Origin of the sequence: Halarchaeum sp. CBA1220, assembly GCF_003721175.2 — an archaeon.
GTDB lineage: Archaea > Halobacteriota > Halobacteria > Halobacteriales > Halobacteriaceae > Halarchaeum > Halarchaeum grantii.
This window is the reverse complement of record NZ_CP054707.1, coordinates 636,741-660,430: the sequence shown is the minus strand read 5'-3', so window position 1 is coordinate 660,430 and position 23,690 is coordinate 636,741. Positions and strand designations below refer to the sequence as shown.

Annotated in this window: 27 protein-coding genes; 14 read left to right on the top strand and 13 right to left on the bottom strand. The window is 70.4% G+C overall.

The window, feature by feature from the left end; genetic code table 11:
- Window positions 1-2: 2 nt before the first annotated feature.
- Window positions 3-1,976: an endonuclease MutS2 gene (locus tag EFA46_RS03595; protein WP_123074684.1), complete on the bottom strand. Its 1,974-nt coding sequence runs from the start codon at window positions 1,974-1,976 to the stop codon at window positions 3-5.
- 39 nt (window positions 1,977-2,015) lie between these two features.
- Window positions 2,016-2,351: a hypothetical protein gene (locus EFA46_RS03590; protein ID WP_123074686.1), complete on the bottom strand. Its 336-nt coding sequence runs from the start codon at window positions 2,349-2,351 to the stop codon at window positions 2,016-2,018.
- 93 nt (window positions 2,352-2,444) lie between these two features.
- Between EFA46_RS03590 and larE the strand changes: the two genes are divergently transcribed.
- Window positions 2,445-3,272, top strand: a complete 828-nt coding sequence (gene larE / locus EFA46_RS03585) for an ATP-dependent sacrificial sulfur transferase LarE (RefSeq protein WP_123074688.1) — start codon at window positions 2,445-2,447, stop codon at window positions 3,270-3,272.
- Between the two features lie 163 nt (window positions 3,273-3,435).
- Here larE and EFA46_RS16135 read toward each other — a convergent pair whose 3' ends face one another.
- Window positions 3,436-4,611, bottom strand: coding sequence for a twin-arginine translocase subunit TatC (locus EFA46_RS16135; RefSeq protein WP_176969832.1), 1,176 nt, complete (start codon window positions 4,609-4,611; stop codon window positions 3,436-3,438).
- A gap of 92 nt (window positions 4,612-4,703) precedes the next feature.
- Here EFA46_RS16135 and tatC point away from each other — a divergent pair, with 92 nt between their 5' ends.
- Genes tatC through EFA46_RS03565 form a run of 3 tightly spaced genes read left to right on the top strand, consistent with a single transcriptional unit; the run spans window position 4,704 to window position 7,878 of the window.
- Window positions 4,704-6,938, top strand: a complete 2,235-nt coding sequence (gene tatC / locus EFA46_RS03575) for a Sec-independent protein translocase TatC (protein ID WP_123074690.1) — start codon at window positions 4,704-4,706, stop codon at window positions 6,936-6,938.
- Between the two features lie 45 nt (window positions 6,939-6,983).
- The gene (locus EFA46_RS03570) at window positions 6,984-7,172 is read left to right on the top strand and encodes a type II toxin-antitoxin system ParD family antitoxin (RefSeq protein WP_123074692.1); all 189 of its coding nucleotides are present in this window, start codon (window positions 6,984-6,986) and stop codon (window positions 7,170-7,172) included.
- Window positions 7,165-7,878: a queuosine precursor transporter gene (locus tag EFA46_RS03565; RefSeq protein ID WP_123074694.1), complete on the top strand. Its 714-nt coding sequence runs from the start codon at window positions 7,165-7,167 to the stop codon at window positions 7,876-7,878. Before EFA46_RS03570 ends, EFA46_RS03565 begins: the two co-directional genes overlap by 8 nt.
- Here the strand turns inward: EFA46_RS03565 and EFA46_RS03560 are convergent, their stop codons facing one another.
- Both EFA46_RS03560 and EFA46_RS03555 read right to left on the bottom strand, forming a co-directional pair.
- On the bottom strand, window positions 7,879-8,373 hold the full coding sequence (locus tag EFA46_RS03560) for a cupin domain-containing protein (protein ID WP_123074696.1): 495 nt from the start codon (window positions 8,371-8,373) through the stop codon (window positions 7,879-7,881). It lies immediately after the preceding gene.
- Window positions 8,374-8,406: 33 nt separating this feature from the next.
- Window positions 8,407-9,180, bottom strand: coding sequence for an RlmE family RNA methyltransferase (locus EFA46_RS03555; protein WP_123074698.1), 774 nt, complete (start codon window positions 9,178-9,180; stop codon window positions 8,407-8,409).
- A 150-nt stretch (window positions 9,181-9,330) separates the two neighbouring features.
- Between EFA46_RS03555 and EFA46_RS03550 the strand changes: the two genes are divergently transcribed.
- The 3 genes from EFA46_RS03550 to EFA46_RS03540 all read left to right on the top strand — a co-directional run bounded on the left by EFA46_RS03550 (window position 9,331) and on the right by EFA46_RS03540 (window position 11,166).
- The gene (locus EFA46_RS03550) at window positions 9,331-10,074 is read left to right on the top strand and encodes a DNA polymerase sliding clamp (protein ID WP_123074700.1); all 744 of its coding nucleotides are present in this window, start codon (window positions 9,331-9,333) and stop codon (window positions 10,072-10,074) included.
- A 151-nt stretch (window positions 10,075-10,225) separates the two neighbouring features.
- Window positions 10,226-10,483: a hypothetical protein gene (locus EFA46_RS03545; protein WP_123074702.1), complete on the top strand. Its 258-nt coding sequence runs from the start codon at window positions 10,226-10,228 to the stop codon at window positions 10,481-10,483.
- Window positions 10,484-10,536: 53 nt separating this feature from the next.
- Window positions 10,537-11,166 carry a uracil-DNA glycosylase family protein gene (locus EFA46_RS03540; RefSeq protein ID WP_123074704.1) on the top strand — a complete coding sequence of 210 codons (630 nt, stop codon included), beginning with the start codon at window positions 10,537-10,539 and terminating at the stop codon, window positions 11,164-11,166.
- 1 nt (window position 11,167) lies between these two features.
- Here EFA46_RS03540 and EFA46_RS03535 read toward each other — a convergent pair whose 3' ends face one another.
- Complete coding sequence (locus EFA46_RS03535; RefSeq protein WP_123074706.1) at window positions 11,168-11,749, bottom strand: protein sorting system archaetidylserine decarboxylase; 582 nt, start codon at window positions 11,747-11,749, stop codon at window positions 11,168-11,170.
- 95 nt (window positions 11,750-11,844) lie between these two features.
- On the opposite strand from EFA46_RS03535, the gene priL reads away from it, so the two are divergent.
- Entirely contained in the window at window positions 11,845-12,915 is a 1,071-nt protein-coding gene (priL, locus tag EFA46_RS03530; protein WP_123074708.1) for a DNA primase regulatory subunit PriL, read from the top strand.
- Window positions 12,916-12,918: 3 nt separating this feature from the next.
- On the opposite strand, the gene EFA46_RS03525 is transcribed toward priL, so the two are convergent.
- Entirely contained in the window at window positions 12,919-13,125 is a 207-nt protein-coding gene (locus tag EFA46_RS03525; RefSeq protein ID WP_255494085.1) for a hypothetical protein, read from the bottom strand.
- A gap of 120 nt (window positions 13,126-13,245) precedes the next feature.
- Between EFA46_RS03525 and EFA46_RS03520 the strand changes: the two genes are divergently transcribed.
- Entirely contained in the window at window positions 13,246-13,878 is a 633-nt protein-coding gene (locus EFA46_RS03520) for an SWIM zinc finger family protein (protein ID WP_123074710.1), read from the top strand.
- Here the strand turns inward: EFA46_RS03520 and hjc are convergent, their stop codons facing one another.
- Window positions 13,879-14,370 (bottom strand): Holliday junction resolvase Hjc, encoded by a 492-nt coding sequence (gene hjc, locus EFA46_RS03515; RefSeq protein WP_218182527.1) that lies wholly within the window; start codon window positions 14,368-14,370, stop codon window positions 13,879-13,881. It abuts the gene before it with no gap.
- A gap of 90 nt (window positions 14,371-14,460) precedes the next feature.
- Between hjc and EFA46_RS03510 the strand changes: the two genes are divergently transcribed.
- From EFA46_RS03510 to EFA46_RS03500, 3 genes are all read left to right on the top strand, one after another.
- Window positions 14,461-15,282 (top strand): formate/nitrite transporter family protein, encoded by an 822-nt coding sequence (locus EFA46_RS03510; protein ID WP_123074712.1) that lies wholly within the window; start codon window positions 14,461-14,463, stop codon window positions 15,280-15,282.
- Between the two features lie 69 nt (window positions 15,283-15,351).
- Window positions 15,352-15,522, top strand: coding sequence for a hypothetical protein (locus EFA46_RS03505; RefSeq protein WP_176969831.1), 171 nt, complete (start codon window positions 15,352-15,354; stop codon window positions 15,520-15,522).
- A 76-nt stretch (window positions 15,523-15,598) separates the two neighbouring features.
- Window positions 15,599-16,123: a universal stress protein gene (locus EFA46_RS03500; protein WP_123074714.1), complete on the top strand. Its 525-nt coding sequence runs from the start codon at window positions 15,599-15,601 to the stop codon at window positions 16,121-16,123.
- 235 nt (window positions 16,124-16,358) lie between these two features.
- On the opposite strand, the gene EFA46_RS03495 is transcribed toward EFA46_RS03500, so the two are convergent.
- The 4 genes from EFA46_RS03495 to EFA46_RS03480 form a co-directional block, all read right to left on the bottom strand.
- The gene (locus EFA46_RS03495) at window positions 16,359-17,642 is read right to left on the bottom strand and encodes an adenosylhomocysteinase (RefSeq protein ID WP_123074716.1); all 1,284 of its coding nucleotides are present in this window, start codon (window positions 17,640-17,642) and stop codon (window positions 16,359-16,361) included.
- A 227-nt stretch (window positions 17,643-17,869) separates the two neighbouring features.
- On the bottom strand, window positions 17,870-18,700 hold the full coding sequence (locus EFA46_RS03490) for a hypothetical protein (RefSeq protein ID WP_123074718.1): 831 nt from the start codon (window positions 18,698-18,700) through the stop codon (window positions 17,870-17,872).
- Window positions 18,701-18,792: 92 nt separating this feature from the next.
- Entirely contained in the window at window positions 18,793-20,088 is a 1,296-nt protein-coding gene (locus EFA46_RS03485) for an amidohydrolase (protein ID WP_123074720.1), read from the bottom strand.
- Between the two features lie 25 nt (window positions 20,089-20,113).
- Window positions 20,114-21,190 (bottom strand): hypothetical protein, encoded by a 1,077-nt coding sequence (locus tag EFA46_RS03480; protein ID WP_158604246.1) that lies wholly within the window; start codon window positions 21,188-21,190, stop codon window positions 20,114-20,116.
- Between the two features lie 123 nt (window positions 21,191-21,313).
- Here EFA46_RS03480 and hisG point away from each other — a divergent pair, with 123 nt between their 5' ends.
- Both hisG and EFA46_RS03470 read left to right on the top strand, forming a co-directional pair.
- Complete coding sequence (gene hisG / locus EFA46_RS03475) at window positions 21,314-22,162, top strand: ATP phosphoribosyltransferase (RefSeq protein ID WP_123074724.1); 849 nt, start codon at window positions 21,314-21,316, stop codon at window positions 22,160-22,162.
- A gap of 246 nt (window positions 22,163-22,408) precedes the next feature.
- Window positions 22,409-22,711 (top strand): hypothetical protein, encoded by a 303-nt coding sequence (locus tag EFA46_RS03470; protein ID WP_148040648.1) that lies wholly within the window; start codon window positions 22,409-22,411, stop codon window positions 22,709-22,711.
- A 339-nt stretch (window positions 22,712-23,050) separates the two neighbouring features.
- Here EFA46_RS03470 and EFA46_RS03465 read toward each other — a convergent pair whose 3' ends face one another.
- Window positions 23,051-23,611, bottom strand: a complete 561-nt coding sequence (locus tag EFA46_RS03465; protein WP_123074726.1) for a TATA-box-binding protein — start codon at window positions 23,609-23,611, stop codon at window positions 23,051-23,053.
- Window positions 23,612-23,690 lie beyond the last annotated feature (79 nt).

The window sequence follows — 23,690 nt, the reverse complement described above, 5'->3', positions numbered from 1 at the left end:
ACTCAGAACTTCTCCAGCAGCCCCTCGTAGAACGCCCGGTCAGCGCCCTCCTCGGCGAGTTTCTCCACGATGAGCTCGGGCGTTGAGCGCGCGAGCAACCCCTTCTCCGGGGAGCGCTCGACCACCAGCTCGCCGTCCTCGAGGCCGACCGCGCGAATGCCGTCCACGTCCACGTCGTAGGCGGCGGTGTCGCGTATCTCGCCGGCGAGGTGGGAGACGAAGACGCCGGTCGCGCCCGCGTCGTGGAGCTCCTCGAGGATGCCCGCGATTATCTTCGCGGACGCCCCGGGCTCGGTGATGGACTCGAGCTCGTCGACGAGCACGCACTTCGCGTCCGCGCCCCGCGTGAGCGCCGCGAAGTCGCGGAGCGTGGACTCGAAGGCGCCCGCGTCCAGCGTCCCCTGGCTCTTCGCGTAGTAGTGGAGCTCCTCGACCGCCGGGACGCGCGCCGACTCGGCGGGCACCGGGAGGCCCATGTGCGCGAGCACCACCACCACCGCCACGAGGTCGAGCGTGCTCGTCTTCCCTCCGGAGTTCACGCCGGAGAGGAGCGCGACGCCGCTCACGCCGTAGTCGACGGGCTCGACGTCCGCGAACGGCACGTCGAGGAGCGGCGAGCGCCCGCCCTCGATGTCGAAGCCGGTTCCGGCGCGCTCGGCGGGCGTGCAGTCGAAGTCCGCGCAGAAGCGACTGACGGCGAGCTCGACGTCGAGCTCGAGGGCGTCCCGGACGAGGTCGGCGGCGCCCGCACGGAGGTTCGCGAGGCGCGCCGCCACCTCGCGCTTGCGCTTCGCCGCCCGGCGGTCGCGCTCGGCGACGAGCTCCTCGCGCAGACGCGACACTGCCTCCTCGCGGCGCTCCACCGGATACGTGGGCTCGTCGCCGAAGACCTGGTCGGCGAGGCTCGCCTCGTCCTCGCGGAGCGCGAGGGCGTCCGCGACGTGCTCCCGGGCCGCGCGCACCGCCTCGGCGTACTCGTCCGCGAGCTCGCGCGAGAGCAGGGAGTCGACGCCCGCGCCGCGCTCGACGAGCGAGAGTAGGTCCGCGCCCTCGATGGTGACGTCGCGCTCCTCGATCTCCTCCCTGAGGCGGTCGTTTGCCATCGACTCGGCCGTCGAGACGGCGGCGTCGAGGTCGTCGACGGCTATCTGTAAGCGCTCGAGCTCCTCGTCGCCCGCGACACCCCCGTCGGCGTCGAGCTCCGCGAGGCCCGCTTCGAGCTCGTCGAGGTCGACGGCGGCCTCGAGGCCGGCGCGGCGGTGCACCCGAATCGCCGCCCGGAGCGACGCGCGGTTCGTCGCGAAGAACGCGAGCGTGCGCTCCGGGACGTACTCCTCGGGGTGGGAGAGCGCGTTCGGGTCGACGGTGACGTCGCCGTCGATGGTGACGCCCGCGAACGCCTCGTCGAGCGCGACGACCGACGCGTAGCCGCGCGCGAGGTCCGCGAGGCCGTGTGCGTCCTCGACGATTTCGACGGAGAGCTCGGGGAACGCCTCGCTCGCCTCGCTGTACGTCTCGGCGTCCGTCGTCGCGAGACAGCGGTCCCTGACGGTGACGTCCGCCGGGCGCTCGACCGGCGCGACGTCCGCGAGCGCGTCGAGCACGGCGGGGTCGGGGTCGCGCTCGCGTGCCCGCTCGGCGAACGCCCGCACTTCCTCGATGCGCGAGTCGACCGCCGAGGGGTAGATCGTCGCGAGGCGGTGCTCGCCGTACGTCGTCACCGCGCGCTCCTGTAGCAACGCGAGGACCGCGTCGTACACCTCGCGGGCGCGGTCGGTGGCGAGGAAGCCGCCGGGGTCGTCGTGTCGCGCGCGGATCGCGCCCCGAACGATATGCGCGGCGCGGCCCGCCGAAACGCCGGACGCGGACGCGACGGCGGCGACGTCCTCGCGCTCTACGGCAGCCATCGGGTCGTCGAGTTCGCGCAGTCGCTCGGCCGTCTTCGCGCCGACGCCCGGGACCTCCTCCAGTTCCATCGCTCCCGAGTTAGGCGGCATCGGGAAAACGTCTTGCCCTCAGTAGTGGGGGTACTCCTCGGGGTAGAGGAGGCCCTTCCGCCAGCGCCACGCCGCCGCGAACGTCCGCAGAACGGCCGCGACGGGGAGCGCGAGCAGGTAACAGCAGACGACGAGTCCCACGGGGTCGGCTGGCCCGAGCGCCCCGACGCCGACCGTCGCCGCGAGGGCGCGCTCGTACGCCTGCACGAGGAGCGCGCCGGGGACGCCGAGGACGCCCAGCGGCCCCTCGGCACCGACGGCGACGTGCGTGAGGACGAGGAGCGCGAGCGACGCGAACGGCCACCAGACGGAGCGACCGGAGAGCCAACGCGCGACGTCCTCGATGTCCAGCATTCGTTCGGCGTGACGGCCTCCCCCGGCTTAAAACACCCTATTGCGACGGCCTGACCGGTACACGGAAGGGGGTGCCGTGCGAAACCGTGTGGTATGACCGTCGAGGCCAAACTCGCGGCCGCGCGCGACGCCCTCGCGGAGCGCGACGGCGTGCTCGTCGCGTTCAGCGGCGGCGTCGATTCAGCGGTCGTCGCCGCCATCGCGCACGACGCGCTCGGGGACGACGCCGTCGCCTGCACCGCCAAGAGCGAGACGCTCCCGGAGGCCGAACTCGCGGACGCGAAGCGCGTCGCCGACGAGATCGGCATCCGCCACGAACTCGTCTCCTTCAGCGAACTCGACGACCCGGAGTTCGTCCAGAACGACGGCGAGCGCTGCTATCACTGTCGGACGATGCGCCTCTCCGAGATGTTCGACGCGGCGCGCGACCTCGGCATCTCGACCGTCTGCGACGGCACGAACGCCTCCGACCCGGGCGAGGGCCACCGCCCCGGCCTGCAGGCCGTCGAGGAACTCGACGCCGCCTCGCCGCTCCTCGAGGCCGACATCACGAAGGAAGAGGTGCGGGAAATCGCCGACCACTACGGCCTCAGCGTCGCGGACAAACCCTCGATGGCGTGTCTCTCCTCGCGCATCCCGACGGGCCTCGAAGTGACCGAGGAGAAACTGACGCGCGTCGAGAAGGCCGAGCGCCTCCTGCGGACGTGGGGCTTCGAGCAGTTCCGCGTGCGCGATCACGACGGCCTCGCGCGCATCGAGGTCGCGCCCGAGGAACTCGACGTCGCGCTTACCACCGAGTTCGCGGAGGCCGCGCGCGAACACCTCTCCGATGTCGGCTTCGAGCACGTGACGCTGGACCTGCACGGCTACCGAACGGGAAGCGTCTCACCGGCGAACGAGACGGCCAACGCGGACGACTAACCCGCCGGTCCCTCCGGCTTTTGGTCCAGCTTTTGCCCCCGGCAAAAGGTGGTCGTAGCACGTGACGCTGGACCTGCACGGCTACCGAACGGGAAGCGTCTCACCGGCGAACGAGACGGCCAACGCGGACGACTGAGGGCGTTCGCGGGCCGCGCTTCTCCCGCTAGTTCCCCGTCCACTTGAGGAGCAACAGCGTCCCCTCGAAGAGCACGATCATGGTGACGGCGACGACGACGGGCGCGACGCCGGTCGGGTCGGGCGTCATGAGGAAGGAGACGCCGGCGAACGCGCCCCAGAAGAGGAGGCGTCGGTCGGCGAGCCACCGCCGGGTCGTGAGTCCCATCATTATGGCGAGCATGACGAAGAGCGGGATCTGGAAGACGATGGCGAGGTAGGCCATCAGGATGAGGATGAGGTTGAACGTCGAGCCGAGCGCGAGCGCGGCGGTGGCGACGGTCTCCGAGTAGAAGAGGAAGTACGTCATCACGGCGGGGACGACGATGAAGTAGGCGAAGGTGACGCCGACGACGGCGAGCACGAGGCTCGTCGGGATGGCGGAGATGTAGTAGCGCCGCTCGTTCGGGTAGAGGCCGGGGCGCATGAACGCGTACGTCTCGTAGACGAGGACGGGGAGCGCGACGACGACGCCCGCGATGGACGCGACCTTGAACTGGGTGACGATGAGCTCCAGCGGCCCGTAGACGTGGGGTTGTGCGGTGGTGCCGGTGGGGAGGACGCCGTACCAGATGTTGCTGATGAGGTCGTCGCCGAGCGGGAAACAGAGCGCGCTGACGATGCCGGCGACGAGGATGACGACGCCGAGGCGCTTGACCATCTCCTCGACGTGCACGGCTATCGGTTGCTCCTCGTCGGTCGCGGGCCCGCTCAGCATGCCCGTCTCGGCATCGACGTCCTCGGGGAGACCCGGCTCCTCCCCGTCCGGGACGCTGGGACCTCCGCCGTCCGCGTCGTCGTCCGCGTCGCCCGCTTCGTCGTCGGCCTCCGAGACCGCGTCGGCGTCGTCCGGGGCCACGTACGGGACACCGCCGTCGCCCTCCTCGTCGGACTCGTCTTGGCCGCCGGTGCCCCCGGCCTCGTCGTCCCGGTCGCCGGTCTCGGTGTCGTCCTCCGGCCCGTCGGTATCGGCGGTCCCGGAACCGGCGCCGTCCGGCTCCTCGGCGGCAGCACTGCCGTCGGGCTCGCCGTCGACGTCGGTGACGTCCGGCCCGACGGGGCTCCGGTCTGCGGGTTCGGCTCGCGTGACGTCCGGGTCGTCGCTCGCCTCGGTGTCGCCGGCGGAATCGTCGGCCGGCGCCCCGTCGTCCGGTTCGTCTGCCATTCTCTGTCTACGGTACGCGACTCCGGCGTTATAGCCTTTCTTTTGGCCAGCGAGGAGAAGATTGATAACGGGAAACCGGCTACCGGACACAAATGAGCGACTCGGGGGTCGTCAGCGAGGACACCGCCCGCGCGGTTAACAGTGGCCGCGAGACCATCGGCGTCCTCCTCGGGACGGCACAGAAACGCCTCCAGGTCGTCTTCATCGCGTTCGTCGTCGGCCTCTTCGGTGGGATCGTCGCGATGCGGCGGTACATCTGGCCGGCGCTGAAGGCCGACCTCATCACGAAGCTCGGTCTCGACGCGAGCGTCGACGTCATCTTCCAGACGCCCTTCGACGTCATCCTCCTCCAGGTGAAGATCGGGATGATCGTCGGCGTGGTCTGCGCGCTCCCGATCCTCCTCTACTACGCGAAGCAGCCCCTCGCCGACAGGGGCATCGTCCCGGACGTCTCCCTCTCGCGGTGGCAGCTCGCGCTCGCCGGCGTCGTCGCCGTCTTCCTCGCCTTCGTCGGTGTCACCTACGCCTACGAGCTCTTCTTCCCGCTGATGTTCGGGTTCCTCGCGGGGAACGCGATGAGCGCGAACCTCCAGCCGATGTACTCCATCGTCGCGTGGACGCAGTTCATCCTCGTGCTCGCGGTGTCGTTCGGCGTCGCCGCCCAGCTCCCGCTCGCGATGACCGCGCTCTCCTACACCGAAATCGTCCCCTACGAGACCTTCCGGGACTACTGGAAGCACGCGGTCGTCCTCATCTTCGGCTTCGGCGCGGTGTTCTCCCCGCCGGACCCGTTCACGCAGATCATGTGGTCGGTCCCCCTCCTCCTCCTCTACGTGCTCAGCCTCTACCTCGCGAAGGTCGTGACGCTCGCGCGCCGTGGGAGCGAGCGCGTCGACGTGGCGGGCGAACTCCTCGCGCGCTGGAACGTCCTCGCCGGCGGCGCCGTCGTCGGTTTCCTCCTCGGCTACGGCTTCTTCGGCTACGGCGGTATCGGCCTGCTCAACCGGACGCTCGGCCGACTCTCGAAGTACAGCCTCCCGACGGCGACGGAACTCGTCGGCCTCGGCCCCGACGCCTCGCTCGCCGTCGTCGGCGCCGTCTTCGCGTTCGTCGCGCTCGTCGTCGCGTTCGGCTACGCCCTCTACGACGCACTCGCCGAGGCCGCGCGCGCCGAGAACGCGGTCTACGGCGGCAAGGCGCCGAAGCCGGAGAACCTGAACCTCGCCGTGCTCGATGCCTCCGGCGTCCGCGCCGCGCCCGACGAGCGCTTCGCGGCGATGGAGGAGGAGGAGGCCCTCGAGCTCGCGAACGAGGCGATGGAGGCCGACGAGAAGGAGAAGGCGCGCGCCATCCTCGACCGCTTCGACGAGGTCGAGGCGCAACGCGAAGCCGAGGGCGGCGACGCCGCCGAGGACGGCGAGTCCGGGGACGATGAGGAGGGGAACGTCTTCTCGCGGACGAGCGCCGGGGTGCTCGACGCGTTCACCGACGAGGAGACCACCGAGGAGGACATCGGCGGCTACTACCACGACATCCGCTTCATCCTCGGGAGCCTGCGCTCGCGGCTCTTCTGGCTCGTCGGCTGGTTCATGCTCGTGCTCGCCGCGACGTTCGCGTTCCTCTACCGGGGCGGCCTCGGGTTCATCCGCAACGACTTCCTCCGGCGCATCCCGCAGGAGGTCCTCCAGGGGAACCCGGACGCGCTCGGCTGGCCCATCGTCCTCCACCCGGTGGAGGCGCTCGTCTTCGAGGTGAAGCTCTCGACGGTCGTCGCGGCCGTCGTCTCGCTCCCGCTCGTCCTCTACTTCATGTGGCCGGCGCTGCGCGAGCGTGGCTTCATCGCGGCGCGACGCGGCGTCGTCTACGTGTGGGCGGCCGCCATCACCGTCACGGTCGTCGCGGGGAGCGTCCTCGGCTACATGTACGTCGCGCCCTCGATCATCTCCTTCCTCGTCTGGGACGCCCTCCAGGCGGACGTCGTCATCAGCTTCCGCATCAGCGACTTCCTCTGGCTGGTGTTCATGACGACCGCCGGCATCGGCCTGATCGCCTCCGTCCCGGTGACGATGTGGCTCTCGCACCTCTCGGGGATCGTCGGCTACGGGACGATGCGCCGCCAGTGGCGCGTCTTCGTCCTCGGCGCGTTCGCGTTCGGCGCGCTCGTCACGCCGGACAGCCTCTACACGATGATCATCGTCGGCGCGCCCATCGCGCTCGCGTTCTTCGTCGGCCTCGCCGGCCTCTGGGCGGTGACGCTCGGCGGCCGTCGCGGTGGCGGTGGCGCGACCCCCGAGGAGCCGACCGCCACGGACGAGCGGCCGGCCTGAGGCGACGAACGCGGCGCTTAACTATTCGCTCGAGAATACTCCGGTATGCCGAAGATCTCCGTCGACGTTCCACAGGAACTGCTCGACGACCTCGACGCGCACGTCGGTGACGACGGCAAGTTCGTGAACCGCTCCGACGCGATCCGCGCGTCCCTGCGGAAGACGCTGGACGTCCTCGACGAGATCGACGCCCGCCACGGCCGCCTCGAGGACGACCGCGACGACGATGAGTGAGGGCGAGACCCCGCTCGCGACCGGCCGCGTCGCCCTCGTCGCGCTCTTCGTCACCGCGCTCGTCACCGCCCAACTCACCGCGTCGAAGGTCCTCGCCTTCGAGATCCCGGTCGCGCTCCCGGTGACGGGGAGCACGCTCGTGATGCCGGGCGCCGCGCTCGCGTACGCGCTCACCTACTTCGCGAGCGACTGCTACAGCGAACTCTACGGCCGGCGCGCCGCCACCGTCGTCGTCAACACGGGCTTCGCGATGAACTTCGTGTTGCTCGCGCTCGTCTGGTCGACCATCCTCGCGCCCGCCGCGCGCTCCTCCGTCGACCCCGGGATGTTCGCCACCGTCCTCGGCTCCTCGACGAGCATCGTCCTCGGGTCGCTCTGCGCGTACCTCGTCAGTCAGAACTGGGACGTCTACGTCTTCCACGCCCTGCGCCGCCGGACGGACGGCGCGCATCTCTGGCTCCGCAACGTCGGCTCGACGGCGTCCAGTCAGGCCATCGACACCGTCATCTTCGTCCTCATCGGCTTCCGCTTCGGCCCCGAACTCCTCGGCGCCACGCCGCTCCCGTGGAGCGTCATCGCCTCCCTGATGGTCGGCCAGTACGTCCTCAAGCTCGGTATCGCGCTGCTCGACACGCCGTTCGTCTACGCCGCCGTCGCCCTCCTCGGCGACCGCGCGGAGACGGGCCGCGTCGCGCCGGCGAAGTGATCACCCACCTCCGTCCGCGCTCGTCGCGTCCTCGTACGAGCGCGCGTCGCCCTCCGTGAACCACGCCTCGAACTCGCGCTCAGTGGCGCCGGGCGCGCCACCGACCATCACGCCGACGCCCTCGCTCTCCGGGTAGCGCACGACCTCCGGCTCCGCCATCGTCGAGACGACGAGATACCTGAGCGCGCCCGCCGAGTCGTTCACGACGCGGTGCCCGCCGTCCGCGCCCGTCGGGAACGCCGCGTAATCGCCCGCCTCGATGGCGTGCTCCCCGCTCGCGGTGCGCAGCAATCCCTCGCCGGCGAGCACGTAGAGCGCCTCCTCGTTCGCCGCGTGATAGTGGTACGGCCACGCCGCGTCACCGGAATCGAGCTCGTAGAGGCTGCATCCGATGCGCTCGCCGCCCCCGGCGGCGCCGAGTTTCTTCCGGCGAAAGCGCATCTGCTCGCTCTCCGTCGCCACCCACTCGACGTCGTTCGCGTTCACGGGCTCCATACGTCCGCCCGCGAGCGGGACCGGGAAAAAGGCCTAGTCGCGGCGCTCGGCGAACGCGAAGCGCGGCTTCACGTCCACCACCTCGACGCGGAGTTCGTCGCCCACCTCGGCCTCGGGGACGAAGAGGGTGAACCCCTCGACCTTCGCGATGCCGTCGCCTTCCTCGCCCTCGTCGACGATCTCGACGTCGAGCTCGTCGCCGACCCGAACGGGCCCGGTGAGCTTGTTCTTCCCGACGACGTACACCTCGGAGGAGGAGTCCCGGGAGGCGTCCGGCGAGAGCGTCCGCGTGAACGCGAACTCGTGGGCGACGTCGTCCTTGAACCCCTCGAGGTCCTGCCCCTGGAAGACCTTCACCGCGAAGTCGCCGCCCTCGCCGAGGAGGTCGCTCGCCGTCTCGAGGGCCTGCTGGGCGAGGTAGACCGAGCGGGCGTGGTCGAGGTTGTACTCGCCGCTCATGTTCGGCGCCATGTCCGAGAGCACGGTGTCGACGCGCCCGCCGACGGCCTCCCGGACCTCCGCTTTCGTCTCGTCCTCGGTCATGTCGCCGCGAATCGTCTCGACGGGCGCGCCGCCCCTCTCGACGGCGTCGATGCGCTGGAAGTCCACGCCGACGACGCGGCCGTGCTCGCCCGCCTCCTCGGCGGCGACCTGGAGCCACCCGCCGGGGGCGGCGCCGAGGTCGACGACCGTGTCCCCGGACGAGATCAGGTCGAGTTCGCGGTTCAACTGCTTCAGCTTGTACGCCGAGCGGGCGCGATAGCCCTGCTGTTTCGCTCGGTTGTAGTACTCGTCCTTCCCGGCCATGATAGTACGAGAAAGGACGCGGCGGCGTTTACGCGCTTCGCTCGCCGGCCGCGCTGGGCCACCGCGCCGGTACGCCACCGTGACGCCCCCTCACGCGTGCGCGCGCACACCGGGAGTTTATTATGCCGGTCGGCCGTACCGCTCTTCAAGATGTTCAAGGCGATCGTGAGTGCCGACACGCTCCGGGACACGCTCGACTCCGTGAGCGTGCTGGTCGACGAGTGCAAGATCCACCTCAACGAGGACGGCCTCGAGATTCGCGCCGTCGACCCCGCGAACGTCGGGATGGTGGACTTGGAACTCTCCGCGGACGCCTTCGAGTCCTACGAGGCCGACGGCGGGCTCATCGGCGTCAACCTCTCCCGACTCGAGGATATCGCCGGGATGGCGGACGCCGGCCAGCTCGTCCAGTTCGAACTCGACGAGGAGACCCGCAAACTCCACATCCGGATCGAGGGCCTCGAGTACACGCTCGCGCTCATCGACCCCGACAGCATCCGGCAGGAGCCCGACCTCCCCGACCTCGACCTCCCCGCCCAGGTCGTCGTCGAGGGCGCGGACATCGACCGCGCCGTCCGGGCCGCCGACATGGTCTCCGACCACATCGCGCTCGGCGTCGACGCCGAGAAGGAACTCTTCTACGTCGACGCCGAGGGCGACACCGACGACGTCCACCTCGAACTCGAACGCGAGGACCTCATCGACCTGGAGGCGGGTGACGCGCGCTCGCTCTTCAGCCTCGACTACCTCAAGGACATGAACAAGGCGCTCCCCAAGGACGCCGAGGTCACCCTCGAACTCGGCGAGGAGTTCCCGGTCAAGCTCCACTTCGACATCGCGGAAGGCCTCGGCTCCGTCACCTACATGCTGGCGCCCCGTATTCAGTCGAATTAGGGCCGTCGCGGCCGGTTCCCGTCTTTTCTCTCTCGCCGTTCTCGCGGGCGCTCGACGAGCACGTCCTTCCTCGTGAGCGCGACGTGTCCGCCCTCGACGGCCCCCGGACGCTCGCGTAACACCCACGTACCCCCGCCGCCTACTCGCCGTCGTGAAACGCGCGCACCTCCTCGCCGGCGCCCTCCTCGTCGTCGCCGTCGCGTGCCTCGCGAACCCGCTCTACGTCGCGGCGCTCCCGGAGGCGAACGTCCTCGGGCACGCCCCACGGGGCGGTGGCGCGGCGGCGTTCGCGCCCGACCTTCGGTACCTCGCGCGCCTCGCGCTCTCGACGCTCGGCGTCTTCGCGCTCGTCGGCGCGCTCGCGTCCGCCTTCGCCGGCGGCGTCGAGGCGGTCGAGGAGCGCCGGTAGTCGGCCGCGTCGAAGCCGCGCCCCTCTTTGCGCGCGGGCGCCTCCACGCGTCCATGAGCGACCCCGAGTTCCCGGCCCCCGATTCGGCGTTCCCCATCGAACCGGGCTGCGAGCGCTGTCCCGCCCTCGTGGAGGCCCGCGAGTGTATCGCGTGGGGGAACGGCCCCCGCGACGCGGCCGTCGTCGCGGTCGGCGAGGCGCCGGGTGCGGGCACGCCCGAGGAGGAGCGCTGGCGGGGCGGGAACTGGACGGGGATGGCGTACACGGCGCGCCACTCCGGGAAGATCGTCCGCACGCTGTTCGCCGACAGCGGGCACACGGACGTCTTCTACACGAACGCCGTGAAATGCTTCCCGCCGGACGGCGAGGGTTCGAATCGCGAACCCCGCGAGGCGGAACTCGAGAACTGCTTCTCGCACCTCGAGGCCGAACTCGACGCCGTCGACCCCGCCGTCGTCGTCACGACGGGGAAGCACGCGACGCGCGTGCTCTTCGACGCGGCGGGCCGCGACCTCGAGAGCTTCCTCGACGCGGTCCTGGAGCCGGTTCCGTGCCCCCCGCTCGACGTGACGGTGCTTCCCGTCCTCCACCCGGCCTACCAGCACATGTGGCTCTCGCGACTCGGCTACGATTACGAGGAGTACGCCGCCGAACTCGGCCGCCTGCTGGACGACCACTGCTGAGTCAGGCGATGACCGTCTCGCCGGCGCGCACGGTGTCGCCGACGGCGACGCGCACGTCCTTGACGTCGTACTCGGGCGGGAGGAGGACGTCGGCGCGCGACCCGAAGGAGACGTGTCCCACCCGCTCGCCGCGTGCGACGGTGTCGCCGGGTTCGACGTAGGGGTGGATGCGGCGGGCGAACGCCCCCGCGATGAGGTCGAGTTCGTAGCTGTCGGTGGTGATGCGGACGCGCTCGTTGCGCTCGGATTCCTTCGAGAACGCGGGGCGGTGCGCGCCGTCGCGGTGGTCGACGGACGCGACGACGCCCGCCGCCGGCGCGCGGTTCACGTGGACGTCCGTGACGTTCATGAAGACGCCGACGCGGACGCGGCCGTCCTCGACTCTGCGGACGCTCACGCGGCCGTCGGCGGGCGCGACGACGCCCCCGTCGGGGACCTCGCGCTCGGGGTCGCGGTGGAACCAGAGGACGAAGCACCCCAGCGCGGCGAGCGCGACCCCGGCGGGCGGGAAGACGAACAGGCCGGGAATCGCGAGCGCGAGCGGCGGGACGGCGTACGTGCGGGCGCCGGGCGCGAGACGCATACGCCGGAGTGGGGACGGGACCGACAACCCTCTTGTGGTCCCGTCACGTCCCGGACCGGGCGGTTTATCGGCGTCCGCCCCCACCGACAGTCCGTATGGAGACTCGTCACGCCCGGTATCCGTTCGCCCGCGACGCCCGTCGGGCCGTTCAGGAGGCGGGCGTGGATCTCGTCGAGGTCGTCCGCGAGGACGACGCCGTCGTCGAGCGCGCCACACAGCGCGTGCAGAACGCGCTCACGGAGCGCGACGTCGGGGAGCGCGCCGCGTCCGACCGCGTCGAACTCCTCTCCTATCCGGTCGCGCGCGTCCTCGTCTCGCTCGTCGACGAGAACGTCTGCACGCGCTACTACGCGCAGGCGGAGGCGAATCGCGCCGAGGAGCGCTTTCGCGCGGACTTCGCGGCCGAGGCGGGTCGCGGCGTCGTCACCCGCACCGACCTCCTGCGCGAGTTCGACCTCGCCGACGCCGTCCGCCCGGTCCGCGAGGGCGGCTTCGAGGCGGACGTCGCGACCTACCTCCGCCTCGCGACGTCGCTACGCGGCGACGAGTGGCGCCTCGTCAATCGCCCGCTCGACGCCGGCGTCGTCCCGGTGAGCGAACCCGAACTCGACACGCTCCTTCGGGAAGCCGTGCAGGAACGCGTCGAGGACGGCCTCCCGCTCGGCGTGCCGGACGCCATCGGCGACGCGCTCGACGACCCGCTCGCCGCCATCCGCGAGACGCTCGCGGACCTCGACCTCACCCGCGAGATCGACACGGTCGTCCCCGACCTCTTCCCGCCGTGTATGCAACACCTCCTCGACGCCGTCCAGCGCGGCGACCACCTCCCGCATCACTCGCGCTTCGCGCTCACGGCGTTCCTCGGGAACATCGGTCTCTCGACGGACGAGATCGTCGAGCTCTACGAGGTGAACCCGGGGTTCGGCGAGGAGATGACGCGCTACCAGACCGACCACATTCAGGGCGAGACGAGCCCGACCGAGTACACGGCCCCGTCGTGTGCGACGATGCAGGCCTACGGCGACTGCGTGAACCCGGACGCGCTCTGCGAGCACATCAGCCACCCGCTCAGCTACTACGAGGCGAAACTCGACGACGCCGAGGACGACGACCTCGAGGACTGGCGGGAGGAACGCGACACCGACGAGGAGAACGCGGACGCCTGAGCGCTAGTCCTGCTTCGTGGAGAGGAAGAAGCCCGCGCCGGCCATGACGAGGACGAAGGCGACGATGGCTCCGATGACGGTGTAGCCCTCTTGGAGGGTGAACGCCTGCGCGCCGATGATCTCGTCACCGACGACGATGATGCCGATGAAGAGCGCGACCGCCGCGAGCGTCACGGCCGCTTCGACGACGGTGTCGCGTTCGATGAGCATACCCGCTCTTTTCCACACTGCGAGCAAAAGGGTGGCGGTCCGTCCCTCCCCAGCCGTCGCGAGACGGGCCGTCACCGGCCCGGTGATGCGCTTTTACGGCCGTAGCGCCTATCTGTTCTCATGGTGCCAACGAAACCCACTCGCACCACGAACCCCCGCCTCGCCCCCCTCGCTCCGGGCGGGCCGACCGAGAACCGAGCCGACCGCGCGCGCAGTGAGCCGATGGCGGTCATCGCGCTCGGCGACGGCCGCTACGACGTCGTCGTTCGCGGCGGCGCCGCCTACACCGTCTCGCTCGACGAGGGAACGTGCACGTGCCCCGACTACCGCTACCGCGAGCGCCGCTGCAAGCACCGCCGCCGCGTCGCCATCGACGTCACCGAGCGCCGCGTCCCCGCGCCCGACGAACGCGACGCCACGTGCGCGGCCTGCGGCGACCCGGCCTTCGTCGCCGCCGACGCCCCGGACCCGGCCTACTGTGCGGCCTGCACGCTCGCGCCCGGCACGCTCGTCCGCGACCGCGAACGCGGCGACGTCCTCGTCGTCGTCGAAACCCTCCGGGAGCGCGCGACCGGCGTCGCGGTCGGCGACCACACGGTCGCGGACCACCCGACGAACGACGGCTACGACCCGCGCGATGCCGTCGTCGAGGCCGTCTACCCGACGCGGGAGGCGACGCCCGACGCGCTCCGCGAGCGCGGCGTGCGGACGTACGCGTTCCCGCGCGCCCGCCTCGAACGCCTCTCGCGGTAGCTACGACAGCATCTCGGTCGCTTCCTCGACCGTGAGGACGCCCTGCGCGACGGCCTGCAGGACGCCCTCGACGTCCGCGTCGCCCGCGTCGCGCTCGTCTGCGGCCGTCAGGTCGGCAATCGTCTCCCCGTCGGCGAGCGCCGTCTCCTTCTTCACGCGGTAGTTCCCGCCGTCGGTGACGTGTAACTCCGAGGGGTGGAAGAAGTACCAGTCCTCGCGGTCGAAGCGCACGCCGATCTTCGGGCGCGCGCCGAAGCTCTGCGCGAAGTAGACGAGCGCCTCCACTTCCTCGCCCGTGAGGTAGATGGGGTCGCCCGCCGAGGACTTCGCCTCGACGGCGTAGAAGGCCGTGCCGTCGCCCGCGAGGACGTCCGGGAGTTCGCGCGTCGTCGCGGCCCCCGAGGCGGGCGCGCGCATCACCGCGAACCCCGCCTCGTCGAGGCGGTTGACGAGTTCGCGCTCGCGTCGGTCGCCCTTCTCGTTTCGCACCATACGCCCACTCGCCGCCGTGCGCGGATAAACCGGCCGATAGCGCCGGGAGGGGCCACGGCGCTTAATCCCGTCCCCGCCGAACGACCGGCCGTGACCGACGCCGCCGACCCGAGCCTCGACGCCGAGGACGCGGCCGAATCGGGTCCGTCCGGGACCGACATCCTCGCCCGACAGATCCGGTCGGGGTTGAACGAACTCCGGCGGCCCGCGTCCGGCCTCCTGCTCTCCGGGCTCTCTGCCGGCCTCGACATCGCCTTCGGCCCGCTCTTCATGGGCGTCGTTCTCACGCTCACAGCGGGCGTCTACGAGCACGCGACGCGGACGTTCCTCGTCGCGAACGCCTACGCCATCGGCTTCGTCTTCGTCGTCCTCGGGCGCTCCGAGCTCTTCACCGAGCACACGACGCTCGCCGTCCTCCCCGTCATCGACGGGCGCTCCTCGCTCGCGTCGCTCGCGCGACTCTGGGGGCTCGTCTACGCCGGAAACGTCGTCGGCGCGTCGGTCTTCGCCGTCGCGATGGTGTGGTTCGCGCCCGCCTACGGGGTCGTCGACGCCGGCGTGCTCGCGGCCCTCGCCGCGCCGCTCCTCGCCCACGACCTGCCCGTCCTCTTCGCGGGCGCGGTCCTCGCCGGCTGGCTCATGGGCCTCCTCTCGTGGCTCGTCGCCGGCGCGGACAGCACGCTCGCGCGCTTCGCCGTCGTCTGGCTCGTCACCGCCGCCATCGGTCTCGCACACCTCCCGCACTCCATCGCGGGCACCGTCGAGGTGCTCGCCGGCGTCCTCACCAGCGACGCCTACTCGCTCCTCGACTACGTCCGCTTCCTCGTCGTCGCCACCGCCGGGAACGCCGCCGGTGGCGTCGTCTTCGTCGCCCTCCTCAAGTACGGTCACGTCGTCCGCGGCAGCGAGTGACCGGAACCAGATAGATACGTGACAAACCCGAACAGCTAACTCGTTTCACTTCCCTAACCACGCGGTGAGATGGCGCCCGACCCAGATACCGGCGGCGAGCCGGAGCACGTCGGCGAATGCGTCGACTGCGGACGCGTCTATCCCGTCCAGAGTGATGGCGACGGCGACTTCCGACCTATCGGGACGAGTGGAACGTGCGTCTGCGGTAGCGATACGTTCGTCGCACTCCCGTCCGAGTGACTCTCTCCCGCTACGCTCGTTCCCAGTACCTCGGAACCGGAGCGGGGTTCTTCTGACCAGTCAACCAACTTAGGATATGACGCTCTTCGTCCCGTACGACGGGTCGGACCTCGCCCGAACGGCGCTCGTGCGCGCGACCGAGTTCAGCACCGTCCTCGACGAACGCGTCGTCGCCGCCGCCGTCATCCCCGAGGGGAACCGCGAGTACGCCCGCGAACGCGACTGGATCGGCCCGACCGACCCCTTCGACCTCGACGCCGCCGTCGAGGCGCTCCACACGCAGGTCGTCTCGCTCGCCCCGCAGGCCGACTTCGAGCACGCCACCGTCGACCGCTTCGCGCCGCCCGGCACCGTCGCCGGCACGCTCCGCGACCTCGCCTACGACGTCGACGCCGCCATCGTCTTCATCGGGAGCGAGAACGCCGGCGACATCGTCTCCACGCTCGGGAGCGTCGGCGCCGCCGTCGCCGCCGAGGACACCTACGACGTCCACATCGTCCGGAATCGCGCCCCCTCCAAAATCGAGACCGTGGCGTCCGCCTCACCGCATCGCCGCGAGAGATCCGACTTCTACTTCCCCGGCCCGGCCGGCGGCGAGTGAGCGCCTGCCGCCCGCGCTCGCCGATGCCGGTCGCCCGTTCGGCGACGACGGGGCCGTCGGCCCGTGGGTCGCCCCCTCACCCGCCGTTCGACAACGCCGACGGGTTCGGTGCCGTCGCTCGCGGGTCGCGTCGCTCCCCGCTCGCGTATGGCGACGCCCTCGCTGACGCTCGGTTGTCGCCTACGTCGCTCACGGCTCGCACCGTTCGCCTAGTGGCGAACTCTTCGAGTTCGCCCTACGTCCCGTGGCGCCACGACCCCATGTACTGCTCCTGCTCGGTCGAGAGGATGTCGTGCTCGATGTCCTCTGCATCGAGCTTCGTCTCCGCGACCTCGCGGTCGAGCTCGTCCGGGACCGAGTGGAGGCCGGCGTCGTACTTCCCCCCATTTTCGGCGAGTTCGCGCACGCAGACCGCCTGCACGCCGAAGGACTGGTCCATGACCTCGACGGGGTGGCCGAGCGCGACGGGGCTCGCGAGGTTGACGAGGCGGCCCTCCGCGAGGACGTTCACGCGCGAGCCGTCCTCGAGTTCGTACTCGCGGACGCCTTCGCGGGCGTCGCGCTCGTTCACGGCGAGCTCGGAGAGCTGGTCGAGGTTGATCTCGACGTCGAAGTGCCCGGCGTTCGCGAGGACGACGCCGTCCTGCATGCTCGCGAAGTGCTTCTCCGTGATGACGTCCCGATTCCCGGTCGTCGTGACGAAGACGTCGCCCACCTTCGCGGCCTCGTCCATCGGCATGACCTCGTAGCCCTCCATGTGGGCCTCGAGGGCGCGCCGCGAGTCGACTTCCGTGACGACGACGTTCGCGTTCTGGCCGGCGGCCTTCTTCGCGACGCCGCGCCCGCAGTAGCCGTACCCCGAGACGACGACGGTCTTGCCCGCCCACGAGAGGTTCGTCGTCATCGCGATGTTCGCGAGCGCGGACTCCCCGGTGCCGTGCACGTTGTCGAAGAGGTGCTTCATCGGGGTGTCGTTCACGTTGAACATCGGGTAGTCGAGCGCGCCCTCCTGGTCCATCGCGCGGAGGCGATGCACGCCCGTCGTCGTCTCCTCCGTGCCGCCGACGATGTCCTCGATGAGCTCGGGGTACTCCTCGTGGATGCGGAAGACGAGGTCGCCCCCGTCGTCCACCGTGATGGTCGGTTCGGTGGCGATGACGGCGTCCATCGCCTCGTAGTACGCCTCGTCGTCGACGCCGCGCTTCGCGTACGACGTGATGTTCGGGTGGGCGTCGAGCGCCGCGCTCACGTCGTCGTGCGTGCTGAGCGGGTTGCAGCCCGTGATGGCGACGTCGGCGCCGGCCTCGGCGAGCGTCTCGACGAGGACGGCGGTCTTCGCCTCCACGTGGAGCGCCATCCCGACGCGGTGGTCGGCGAGCGGCTCGCCGGCCTCGAACTGCTCGCGGAGCGCGCTGAGGATGGGCATGTGCTCGAGCGCCCAGTCCATCTTCCGTCGCCCCTCCTCGACGTGCGCCTCGACGTCGTCGAGGCGGTCGCTGATAGGTGCGGCCGTATCCATACGTCAGCGTGCGCGGGGCGCGTGCAAAACACTTCGGATGCCCGTCCCGTGGGTGTGCGCCGGCACGCGAGGGTGGCGTGCGTGCCGACGCGGTGGCTCCGATGGCCGTCGTTCGTTCCCGTGGCGTCGTGCAGGCGCCACGGGCCTCTAGCTCGGGGCGCTCGTCGGAAAAGAACGATGGCGACTAAGCGACTGGTCACTCACCGTACAACGGCGTTCGCGGCCGATTAGTTACCGGGACCGCCGCCGTTCCCGTTCCCGGCGTGCTCGGGCGGTCCGCGCTCGCCACCGCTCCCGGCGTCCGCGTCGCCGCCGTTTTCGTCGGCGTCGTCGCCGTCGCTGTCGTCGGCGTCGCCGCCGTCGTCAGCGTGACCGTTCGAACCGGCGTGTTCGGGCGGTCCGCGCTCGCTTCCGTCGGCGGTTTCGTTCTCGTCGGTGTCGTTCGCGTGGCCGTTCGCACCGGCGTGCTCGGGCGGCCCGCGCTCACCGTCCGCCGCGCCGGCGTTCCCGGGGGCGCTCTCGTTGCCGTCGGCCGTCTCGTTTCCGTCGTCAGCGTGGCCGTTCGCGTGGGCGTTCCCGGGGTTGTTCGCGGTCACCCACTCGGAGACCGCCTGCCCGCTCATGTTGCCCGACGCGAGGAGCGAGTGGACGAACGTCGCGACGCGCTGACCGAAGACCGCCGACTCGTTCGTGGCGTTCGTGGCGTTCGTCGCCACGGTCAGCGTCGCCGTCGTCGACGTGCTCCGGTTCTCGAACGCCGCCGTCACGTCGACCGTGACGTTCCGCTCGGGCGCGGGGAGGGCGACGGTGCCGTCGGCGTCCGTCGTGTAGTCACCCGCGCCGGCGTACGTCGCGTTGTCCTGCGTGGCGACCGCCACGGAGGCGTTCGCCACCGCGCTCGCGTTCTCGGTGACCGTCACCGTCGCGTTCCCGTCGTCGGCCTGTGCAACGTCCACGGCGAGCCCGTCGCCGGACGCCGCGAGCGCGCCCCCCGCGAAGGGAGCGGCGAGCGCGAGGACGAGCATCGCCGTCACCACGACCGTTCGAGTGCGTCTCATCGTGCCCCACCCTACCGCCGCTATGGGGAAAAACCCGGACGCTCGTTCAGCCGTGTTCCGGCCGTTCAGAGCGTTCTGAACGGTTTAAACGGTCACTCGGACTCGGCGCGCGCGACGAGCGCGGCCGCGCGGTCGGCGGCGCGCTCGCGGACCGCCGCCTCGTCGAACACCGTCACCTCGCCGTCGCGCATGAGGACGTCGCCGTCGCAGACCGTGTGCCGGACGTCGCTCCCGCGCGCCGCGTAGGCGAGATGCGAAACCGCGTCGTGCGTCGGCGTCAGGTGCGCGGCCTCGAAGTCCACGACCGCGAGGTCCGCGTTTCGACCCGCTTCGACGCGCCCCGCGTCGATCCCGAGCGCGTCCGCGCCGCCCGCCGTCGCCATCTCCACTGCCGCCTCCGCGGGCACCGCGCTCGCGTCCGCGGCCGCGTGCTTCCCGAGCATCGCCGCGTCGCGCATCTCGTCGAAGAGGTCGAGGTCGTTGTTCGACGCCGCGCCGTCCGTCCCGAGCGCGACCGTCACGCCCGCCTCGCGGTACGCGGGGACCGGCGCCGCGCCCGACGCGAGCTTCATGTTCGACGCCGGGCAGTGCACCACGGCCGTCCCGCGCTCGGCGAGCAACGCGATCTCGCTCGCGTCGCTGTGCACGCCGTGCGCGAGGAAGTCCGACTCCCCGAGCAACCCGAGGTCGTCCGCGTACGCCAGCGGGCGCTCGCCGTGCTCCTCGACGACCGGGTCGACCTCGTCGACGGTCTCGTTCGCGTGATAGTGGACGGGGACGCCGGCCGCCCGGGCGTCCGGGACGTACTCGCGCAGTAACTCCTCGCTCACCGTCGTGAGGCTGTGGGGCGCGTAGACCGTTCGAACCCGGCCGTCGGCGTAGCCGTCGTACTCGCGCGCGAACGCGAGACTCTCCTCGTGGTCGGCGCGCGCCGCGTCCTCGTCCTTCCCGACGCCGACGACGCCGTGCCCGAGACGCGCGCGAACGCCTGCGTCCGCGACCGCCTCCGCCACCTCCGCCATCTCGAAGTACATGTCCGCGAACGCAGTCGTCCCCGAGCGGATGAGCTCGACGAGCGCGAGCTCCGTGCCGACGCGCACGTCATCGGCGGTGAGCTCGGCCTCGACCGGCCAGACGTCCTCGCGGAGCCAGCGCTCCAGGGGCTTGTCGTCCGCGTACCCCCGGAGGAGGGTCATCGCCGCGTGGCAGTGCGCGTTCACGAGGCCGGGCATCACGAGACAGCCCGACGCGTCCAGCGTCTCGTCGCCCGCCGCCACGTCGCCCACGGCGACGATCTCGCCGCTCTCCCGGTCCACGAGCACGTCGCTCTCGGTCACCGAGAAGTCCGGGTGGAGGACGCGCCCGTCCGCGATTCGGAGCGTGGTCATGTCCCCGCATGCGCGCCCCGCCGCCTTAGTCCGCCCGCTCTTCGAGGCGGGCGATGCGCGAGCGCAGACTCGGCCGCATCCGCAGGACGCGTCGTATCCGGCCGCCGCCGCCGTCGAGCGAGCGCCCGGCGTCCTCCGCGACCGCCCGATACGTTTCGATGACTGTCCCCGGGTCCGTCGCCTCGGCGGCGTCGCGGTCGGCGGCGTAGACGACGCGCCGCCCGTACCAGAGCAGGGAGGCGGCCGCGAGCACACCGCCGGCGACGAGCGCGCCCGCGACCGCGTCGCCGACCGGAACGAGGAGGCCGGCGACCGCGGCGACGACGCCGACCGCCGCGCCGAACTTCGACTCGACGTACCCCCGTCGCGCTCGCCCGGCGGCGCGAGCGACCTGCGCGACCAGCGCCTCCGCGTCGTAGGCCGCGAGCAGGTGGCTTCCGACGAGGAGCGTGCGGAACCGGGGCGGCCCGCGGACGAGCACGCCCGCCCAGCGCACCGTCTCGGACTCGATGACGTGCGCGGAGCGCGGGTCGAGGTCGACGCGCTCGCAGGCCGCGCGAACCCGCTCGCGCTCCGCGTCGCTCGGCTCGCGCGTCGACTGCGAGACCCGGACGAGCGTCCCGCTCCCGACGTACACGAGGAGGACGATGCCCGCGCCGAGCGCCAGCACGCCCCACGCGCTCCCGGTGGGGACGTGTCCGAGCGCGTAGAGCGCGAGCGCGAACGCCCCGAAGAGTGCGGCGAGCCACCGCCCGACGCTCGCGGCCGCCCACGCCGTGCTCGCGTCGAGGTCGCGCGTCGCCCGGATCGCCGGCCAGAGCCCGAGGTAGTACGCGAGGTCCGCGACGACGAGCGCGGCCGCCATCGCGAGCAGCGTCAGCAGGTCGCCGAGCGGGCCGTCGCCGAACGCCTCGAACCCGCCCGCGCCGACCGTCGCGACGAACGCGACGAGCGTGACGACGACGAAGCCCGCGTAGAGCGCGCGTCGCAGTCGCGTGAGCGCGCTCTCGGTGCCGTGGACGGCCGCACCGTAGAGGCGCGCGAGGGCGTACGCGAGGAACGAGACGACGAGGAGGGCGGCGGCGCTGGCGAGGAGGGACACGTCCGACGGTTCGCGTCGCGACACATCAACCCTCGGGTCAGCCGGTCCCGCTCGCCTCTTCCGGTCGGCCCTGCGGCCCGACCTCACCGGCACGCCTTAGGCCCGACGCCGCCAAGCCCGCGTATGAAGATCGCCGTCCCGAACAAGGGCCGCCTGCACGAGCCGACGCTCGAACTCCTCGACCGGGCGGGCCTCGCCGTCGAGTCCGGCGCGGACCGCCAGCTCTACGCGAACACCGTCGACCCGGACGTCACCGTCCTCTTCGCGCGCGCCGCCGACATCCCCGAGTACGTCGCGGACGGCGCCGCCGACATGGGGATCACGGGCTACGACCAGCACCGCGAGTCCCGCGTCGAGAACGTCGACGAACTCCTCGACCTCGGCTTCGGCTCCTGTCGCCTCGTCCTCGCCGCGCCCGAGGACGGCAACATCACCGACCCCGAGGACTTGGCGGGCGCGACCGTCGCCACCGAGTTCCCGAACGTCACCGCCGACTACTTCGCCGAGCGGGGAATCGACGTCGAAGTCGTCGAGGTGACCGGCGCCACCGAACTCACGCCGCACGTCGAGATGGCGGACGCCATCGTCGACATCACCTCCACCGGCACCACCCTCCGCGTGAACCGCCTCGCCGTCGTCGACGACGTCCTCGACTCCTCCGTCCGCCTCTTCGCGCGCGACGACGTCGCCGACGACCCGAAGGTCGGGCAGGTCGAAACCGCCCTCGGCTCCGTGCTCGCCGCGAACGGCAAGCGCTACGTGATGCTGAACGTCCCCGAGAGCGAACTCGACGCCGTCGAGGACGTCCTCCCGGGGATGGGCGGCCCCACCGTCATGGACGTCGAGGGCGAGGACGCCGTCGCCGTCCACGCCGTCGTCGACGAACGCGACGTCTTCGAAACCGTCTCCGAACTGAAGGCCGTCGGCGCGAGCGACATCCTCGTCACCGAAATCGAGCGCCTCGTCGAGTAGAACGACCTTTTGCGGCGCTCGGCGCGCGTCGCGAGCCGTCGCTTGCAAAAGCTCGACAAAAGCCTTCCTCGCTCCTTACAGTCGCTCGTCGGCCCGCGAGCCGACGTGGAACGTTCGGTACAGACCACGTAGATGACAAGCCAGCAGAGAATTATAGCGTGCCATAGAATCGTTCACAGTCGAACACGGACCAAACAGGGTCAACGAGAACAAGTGATTTACTGATTGAATGAGCATTTGACAGTCATGCTCTCTACAATCAAAAAACGCGTATTCAATGAACCAACCGGCCGTCCCGAGTCGGTTTTTTATTTCGGTTTAGCAGTCGCCTTCCTCAGCCTGTACGTGTATCTCAAGTGGATACTCGGTAGCGCAGATCCACTCTTTTTTCCACTCGTAATGGGTGTCGGATTCATGTTGCAGACCGTCGCCGAGTCACGTCCAGAGAGCCAGCGACAGACAGCCGGTGTCCTTCGTCTTATGGCGATGCTCATGTTCCTGTGTGGTCTCGTCGTTACCGTCTTCGCTCCCGGATTCTTGTTCGGGTGACCGCCAGACTTGCCCCGGGAATCGTTTTCGCTGGATAGAGTCAGCCACCCAGCGCTTTCTATGACACGCTCTATTCAGTCTATAAAAGCGGGTAGTGGGTGAGTAGTCGCTCAAGAAACGGTCAGCTCGCTGATCTGCTTAACAGTCGTTCCACGACGAGACCGGACGACGAAAACTGTGTGGGCTAGCGTCCGCGCACCGAGTGGTCCGCTAGGACCCGGTAGGTGCGCGGTTCCCTCGCCGAAGGCGAGGCCAAGCGCCGACCGGAGGGAGGCGCGCCGTGCTTTTGGTCGAGCTTTTGCAAGCCCCGGCGAAGCCGGGGCATAGCAAAAGGTCGTTCTACTCGAGCAGGCCGAGCTCTTCGAGCCGGGAGACGATCTTGTCGACGGCTTTCTCGGCGTCCTCGGGCTCCTTCCCGCCGGTGATGACGAGTTTGCCGGAGCCGAAGAGGAGCGCGACGACCTCGGGGCCGTCGAGCCGGTAGACGAGGCCGGGGAACTGCTCGGGCTCGTACTCGATGTTCTCGAGGCCGAGGCCGATGGCGATGGCGTTCAGGTTGAGCTGGTGGCCCAGGTCGGCGCTCGTGACGATGTTCTGGACGACGATCTCGGGTTCGTCCTCGACCTGGATGTCGAGCTCGCGGAGCTTGTCGAAGACGATGCGGAGGCTCTCGTGGACGTCCTCGGTGCTCTTCGCGCCGGTGCAGACGATCTTCCCGGAGCGGAAGATGAGCGCCGCCGACTTGGGCTCCTGCGTGCGATAGACGAGGCCGGGGAACTGCTCGGGATCGTAGTCCGCCCCTTCGAGGTCCATCGCGACGGACTGCAGGTCGAGCTCCTGCCCGATGCCCGTCGACGCGACCACGTTTTCAATGTTGATGGTTTCCTTTGGGTCGGTCATCCTTCGACTTTAAGGTCGTATTTAACCTTTATAAATGTTGGCGGTCCCGACACTGCCTGCCCTTATGGTTCGCCCGGTG

Bases quoted from the DNA above. Each gene is read 5' to 3' on its own strand.
- EFA46_RS03495 (WP_123074716.1), bottom strand. From the start codon at position 17,642: ATGGATACGGCCGCACCTATCAGCGACCGCCTCGACGACGTCGAGGCG.
- EFA46_RS03570 (WP_123074692.1), top strand. From the start codon at position 6,984: ATGCCGAAGATCTCCGTCGACGTTCCACAGGAACTGCTCGACGACCTC.
- EFA46_RS03560 (WP_123074696.1), bottom strand. From the start codon at position 8,373: ATGGAGCCCGTGAACGCGAACGACGTCGAGTGGGTGGCGACGGAGAGC.
- EFA46_RS03550 (WP_123074700.1), top strand. From the start codon at position 9,331: ATGTTCAAGGCGATCGTGAGTGCCGACACGCTCCGGGACACGCTCGAC.
- EFA46_RS03500 (WP_123074714.1), top strand. From the start codon at position 15,599: ATGACGCTCTTCGTCCCGTACGACGGGTCGGACCTCGCCCGAACGGCG.
- EFA46_RS03520 (WP_123074710.1), top strand. From the start codon at position 13,246: ATGGTGCCAACGAAACCCACTCGCACCACGAACCCCCGCCTCGCCCCC.
- EFA46_RS03505 (WP_176969831.1), top strand. From the start codon at position 15,352: ATGGCGCCCGACCCAGATACCGGCGGCGAGCCGGAGCACGTCGGCGAA.
- EFA46_RS03485 (WP_123074720.1), bottom strand. From the start codon at position 20,088: ATGACCACGCTCCGAATCGCGGACGGGCGCGTCCTCCACCCGGACTTC.
- hjc (WP_218182527.1), bottom strand. From the start codon at position 14,370: ATGGTGCGAAACGAGAAGGGCGACCGACGCGAGCGCGAACTCGTCAAC.
- EFA46_RS03590 (WP_123074686.1), bottom strand. From the start codon at position 2,351: ATGCTGGACATCGAGGACGTCGCGCGTTGGCTCTCCGGTCGCTCCGTC.
- tatC (WP_123074690.1), top strand. From the start codon at position 4,704: ATGAGCGACTCGGGGGTCGTCAGCGAGGACACCGCCCGCGCGGTTAAC.
- EFA46_RS03490 (WP_123074718.1), bottom strand. From the start codon at position 18,700: ATGAGACGCACTCGAACGGTCGTGGTGACGGCGATGCTCGTCCTCGCG.
- EFA46_RS16135 (WP_176969832.1), bottom strand. From the start codon at position 4,611: ATGGCAGACGAACCGGACGACGGGGCGCCGGCCGACGATTCCGCCGGC.
- EFA46_RS03465 (WP_123074726.1), bottom strand. From the start codon at position 23,611: ATGACCGACCCAAAGGAAACCATCAACATTGAAAACGTGGTCGCGTCG.
- larE (WP_123074688.1), top strand. From the start codon at position 2,445: ATGACCGTCGAGGCCAAACTCGCGGCCGCGCGCGACGCCCTCGCGGAG.
- EFA46_RS03535 (WP_123074706.1), bottom strand. From the start codon at position 11,749: ATGCGTCTCGCGCCCGGCGCCCGCACGTACGCCGTCCCGCCGCTCGCG.
- EFA46_RS03540 (WP_123074704.1), top strand. From the start codon at position 10,537: ATGAGCGACCCCGAGTTCCCGGCCCCCGATTCGGCGTTCCCCATCGAA.
- EFA46_RS03565 (WP_123074694.1), top strand. From the start codon at position 7,165: ATGAGTGAGGGCGAGACCCCGCTCGCGACCGGCCGCGTCGCCCTCGTC.
- priL (WP_123074708.1), top strand. From the start codon at position 11,845: ATGGAGACTCGTCACGCCCGGTATCCGTTCGCCCGCGACGCCCGTCGG.
- EFA46_RS03525 (WP_255494085.1), bottom strand. From the start codon at position 13,125: ATGCTCATCGAACGCGACACCGTCGTCGAAGCGGCCGTGACGCTCGCG.
- hisG (WP_123074724.1), top strand. From the start codon at position 21,314: ATGAAGATCGCCGTCCCGAACAAGGGCCGCCTGCACGAGCCGACGCTC.
- EFA46_RS03595 (WP_123074684.1), bottom strand. From the start codon at position 1,976: ATGGAACTGGAGGAGGTCCCGGGCGTCGGCGCGAAGACGGCCGAGCGA.
- EFA46_RS03470 (WP_148040648.1), top strand. From the start codon at position 22,409: ATGCTCTCTACAATCAAAAAACGCGTATTCAATGAACCAACCGGCCGT.
- EFA46_RS03555 (WP_123074698.1), bottom strand. From the start codon at position 9,180: ATGGCCGGGAAGGACGAGTACTACAACCGAGCGAAACAGCAGGGCTAT.